3 protein-coding genes are annotated in these 4661 nt (G+C 65.3%); all 3 read left to right on the forward strand.

Annotated features, from left to right (window positions below; translation table 11 throughout):
• Nucleotides 1–510 precede the first annotated feature (510 nt).
• Complete coding sequence (locus ACFVX4_RS41615) at nt 511–1212, forward strand: hypothetical protein (protein ID WP_389988585.1); 702 nt, start codon at nt 511–513, stop codon at nt 1210–1212.
• 287 nt (nt 1213–1499) lie between these two features.
• The gene (locus ACFVX4_RS41620; protein WP_389988588.1) at nt 1500–2939 is read left to right on the forward strand and encodes a hypothetical protein; all 1440 of its coding nucleotides are present in this window, start codon (nt 1500–1502) and stop codon (nt 2937–2939) included.
• A 659-nt stretch (nt 2940–3598) separates the two neighbouring features.
• Complete coding sequence (locus ACFVX4_RS41625) at nt 3599–4597, forward strand: cytochrome P450 (RefSeq protein ID WP_389988591.1); 999 nt, start codon at nt 3599–3601, stop codon at nt 4595–4597.
• Nucleotides 4598–4661: the final 64 nt, after the last annotated feature.

Genomic DNA, 4661 nt, shown 5'->3' on the forward strand with positions numbered 1-4661 from the left:
GGCGGCCACGAAGACGCGCGTATGAGGGTGAATAGCTTGAAAACGGGCAAGCGCAAAGGTCACCCAACGACGCAGATCATCTCTAAACGCCCTCTGAGAGGTCATTCTGAGCTGGTATGACGGTCTTGTGGTCGCCTGATCGTGTGGGTTTGGGCGGTTCGGGCCGGTCGGGCTGCTTGGTCCTGTTGGGCTGTCTGGGTGAGTGACCGCAAGCCTTACAACCCGCACGGATAGGGGCGGTTGGGCGTTTTGGCCAGGTCATGGTGAGGCGGGGCGGCTGCTACGGACTGTGACTACAGGTCCGGTGATGCCTCCAGATCGGTGGTGTCGGTAGAAGTACCTATTGCGCTACGGTATTTCGCCGCGGAGTGTCGGGCCAGAGCGGTCGTGTCAGTGAGGGCATTTACCATGCCGGTGCAGCTTCGAAGAGGCCAACTCAGCAGCTCGCCATCTGACAGATGCACTTCGCCAAGAACTCGACACCAATTACACGAAGGTAGTGTCCTGGCCATGATTGCCAACGTGCGTAGCTACAAGAAGAATCAGGTCTCCCGAGCCGAGGTCATCACAGCAATCAGCCGGTTCCACAACGACTACATGATCAAGCGTGTAACCGCGGTGCTCGACCAGATCGACGACCACACCGCCGATGTCTGGCTTGTCGATGGCGACCTGCATATACGCGGCGACCTCGACCTGACAGACGAGAGCGTCTACCTCTTGGTTGTGCTCGGCGATCTGGTCGTCGACGGCGCGTACGGCGATTACGATTATCCCGAGTCCTTTTTGCTGGTGACCGGCAACATGCGGGCACGCGACGTGGTGACCGGCGGCTGGCTTGAGGTCCACGGCGACCTGAGCACCGATCGGCTCATCGGTGATTACAACGACTGTGGCGCCCACATCGGCGGCGACGTTCACGCCCAGCTCTTCTATAGCGAACACCATCACTTCACCATCGGTGGCGCGCTCATCGCCAACGCGGTGATCGGTGAGCCGAGCCTGGAGATCGCGACCCGACCGGCCGTGATCGACATAGATGACCCCCGCATGCTGGAGCATTTCGACCGCGATCTACTGCGCGTGTTCGACGACCATGACGAGAACGACAACGCGATCACATACGTGGACGGTTTCGATGACTTCCACGAGCTGAAGCGGCGAGTCAACGCAGGTCTACCGCTGCGCACCACGGCAACACGCGACAACTGAGCCTCCACCGCCGAACCGGATGGGGCCGGGCTTGTTCGCCACCAGGTCCTGGTCGCGTCCACCATCGTCCAGCATGCCACCGCGTCTTCCGGTGACCGGCCGAGCCGCGCTACGACGCGGTCGTCGTCCTCACCGACGGCAACCCCACCTACTGGAACAACCCCCGCCAGGGCGACGGCTCCCACACCCACTTCGCCGACGTCGAGGGCGGGATCTTCGCCGCCAACGCCGTCAAGGCCAAGGGCTCCCGAGTCGTTGCCGTGGGCGTCGGCCGAGGTGTCGAGGGAGTGTCCGGGCTGAACCTCCGGGCCATCTCGGGCCCGGAAGCCTTCGACGGCAGCAACCCGCTCACCGCCAACTACTACCAGACCGCCGACTTCGCGGGCGCCGGTCAGGCCCTGACCGAACTCGCGCTCAGCAACTGCGCCGGAACGCTGTCGGTCGTCAAGCAGATCGTGCCCGAGGACAACACCGGTGAGGACATCACCGGCGCCACCCCCGCGGGCGAGGGCTGGGAGTTCACCGCGACCACCACGACCCCCGGCATCGGCGGCCTGCCCGACACCCAGGAGACCACCGCCGACCGCACCGGCGCCGTCTCCTTCAGCCCCACCTACCCGGCCGGTACCGACTCCGCGGACATCGCCGTGACCGAGGACCAACGGCCGGGCTACGACCTCGTCACCCAGGGCGGACTCAACGCCGTCTGCACCGACCTCGACACCGGCGAACCGGTCCAGGTCACCAACACCGGAACCAACACGAACCCGGGATTCGGCGTGGACGTCCCCCGCCTCTCCGCAATCAGCTGCACCATGTACAACCGGCCGCAGCAGGACGAGGAGGCTGAGATCACCGTCGAGAAGGAATGGTTCATCGACGGCAAGACCTACAGCCACGACGACCGCCCGGACGGCTACGAAGCGGATCTCACCCTGACCGGCCCCGGCACCAACGGCCCCACCTCCCAGGAGTGGGGCGAGGACCGCGACGGCTACACCCTCGGCGACACCACGACGATCGCCGAAACCGTCACCGTCCCCAACACATGCACCGTGGACAGCAGCCGGATCGTCTCGGCCAACGGCAGCACGGCCGACGAACCCCTGCCCTACGAGGCCCAGCTCACCGAGACCGAGAACACGTTCACCGTACGCAACACGGTGAGCTGCGAGGACGAGGACGAGTCCCGGCTGACCCTGGTCAAGCGCGTCATCAACCAGCACGGCGGGACCGCGGAGCCCGGTGACTGGACCCTGACCGCCAACGGCCCCGAAACCCTCTCCGGCACCAGCGGCAGCGAGGGCGTCACCGACGTGACGGTGCCCCCCGGCAGCTACACCCTCGGCGAGACCGGCGGCCCCGAGGGCTACCGGCCGGCCGGCTGGGAATGCGAGGACTCCGAAGGCGAGGAGATTCCGGTCGCTGACGACCAGGTCACCCTTGCCGCAGGCGACTCGGTCACCTGCACGCTCACCAACAAGGATCACGGCACCTCCCCGTCCCCCTCCCCCCACCCCACCCCACAGATGACTACGGCTACGGCCACGGAGACGACGGATACGGCAACAACGATCACTGACACCGTCGAACTCGCAACAGCGGTCTCCGGTGGCGGCGTTTGCCAGACCGGCGCGGACAGCACCGGTCCACTCGGTCTGCCGCGCGATTCCAAGGAAAAAACTCAGGTAAGGAGAGACCTCTGTAGTCGCCGACCCCGGACATGAGCCGGGGTCGGTCGTCCGCTGTCGACGGAGAATCGGAGAACGCGCCTTGATCTCACCCGGGAGCGGAGCCATCCATGGCCCCAATACCCAGGAGAGCGGGAGACAGTCTCGTGCGGGTGCCGCCACAGCCGTCGCAGCCCTGACCAGCTTCGGGCACTGGGCACTGTGGGCCTTGACACCCATCTCTGAGCACGAGACATGCCGTGTGGACTCAGATCACGACGTGCCGAGCTCTGTCGCCCGAGGGTTCACTGATCCTTTTGAGGCTGGCCTCGGCAGTTCAGCCGAGACACTTTCGTCGTGAGTGCGATTTCCGTCATGCTGGTGCGAGGAAACAGCAGGGGCCTACCCCTTCCCGCCCCCTCTAGGTAAACGGAGTACCGCCCGTGGATCTGGCCTTGTCCCGCCCCGCTCTCCGGATCGCCCCCTCCGACGGTGATCTGCACCGTCAAGCGGCTCGTCTCCGGCACTTCGGACCGCTTGTCCCTGTCGAGCTCCCAGGCGGCTTGGCTGCCTGGGTGGTGACGTCCGACGCGTTGGGGCGGGCACTGCTGGTCGACCCTCGTTTCGTGAAGGACATCGCTGTATGGCACGCCTGGCAGCGTGGAGAGGTCCCGGCGGATTGGCCTTTGCGGGCCGTCGTGGACACGCCACGTAGCATGATCACCGTGGACGGCATGGAGCATCGCCGACTGAGGGCCCCGCTCGCCCGGACACTCACGCCGACACGAGTGGAGGCTCTGCGTGGTCGGGTGAGCGCCATCGTCGAGGAGCAACTGGACCGACTTGCCGAGGCATCCGCGGCCAGCGACGGAGGGATCGTAGACTACCGCACCCTTTTCGCGTTCCAGGTTCCGATGAAGGTCATTGGCGCATTATTGGGGATCCCAGAGGGCTGGCATGAGACGTTGCGTGTGCTGTTCGAGGACTTCTTCAGTGAAGCCGTGACCGCCGAGCGGAAGAGTGCCGCTGTCCGGGGAATCCGTGAGCTCATCACCGAGTTGATTACTCGTCGCCGGATGGAGGCCGGGGATGATCTCGTCAGCGGCTTGCTGGCCGCTTGCGTCGACGAGCCCTACTCCGACGAGGAGTTGATCGGCACCCTCCTGGTGGTGATCGGGGCGGGCCACGAAACCACCGTGCACGTCTTGGTCAATGGTCTTCGTGCGCTGCTCGCCCACCCCGAGCAGCTGCGCCGTGCGACGGGAGACCCGGCACTGTGGGCCGGTGCTGTCGAGGAAATCCTGCGCTACGACGCTCCCCTCGCCTCTTTCTTCGCTCGCTACGCCACGCAGACTGTGCGGATCGGCGACGCGGATGTGCGGCGCGGAGACCCTCTGCTGGTCAACTATCTGGCCATGGGCCGCGACCCTGAACGCTACGGTCCTGAGGCGTCCACCTTCGACATCACCCGACGCCCGCAAGGCGGACACACCAGCTTCGGTCACGGACCTCATGTGTGCATCGGTGCGCCGCTGGCCCGGCTCGAAGCCACCACAGCGCTGCCTGCACTGTTCGAACGATTCCCGGGCATCCGTATCGCCGTACCCGACGCCGCCCTCCAGCACTTCCCCTCCCTCATGCTCAATGGCCGGCTCGACGTTCCTGTACTGCTGGGCACTCGGTCCGGAACCTGTCAAAGCGATCAAGGCAGGTAGATCGTTCTAACGCTGTGCTGGGATCAGCGGGCCGTCTGGTGCCGGCTGGTTGATCCAAGCCGCT

The organism is Streptomyces sp. NPDC058240, from assembly GCF_042882135.1.
GTDB lineage: Bacteria > Actinomycetota > Actinomycetes > Streptomycetales > Streptomycetaceae > Streptomyces.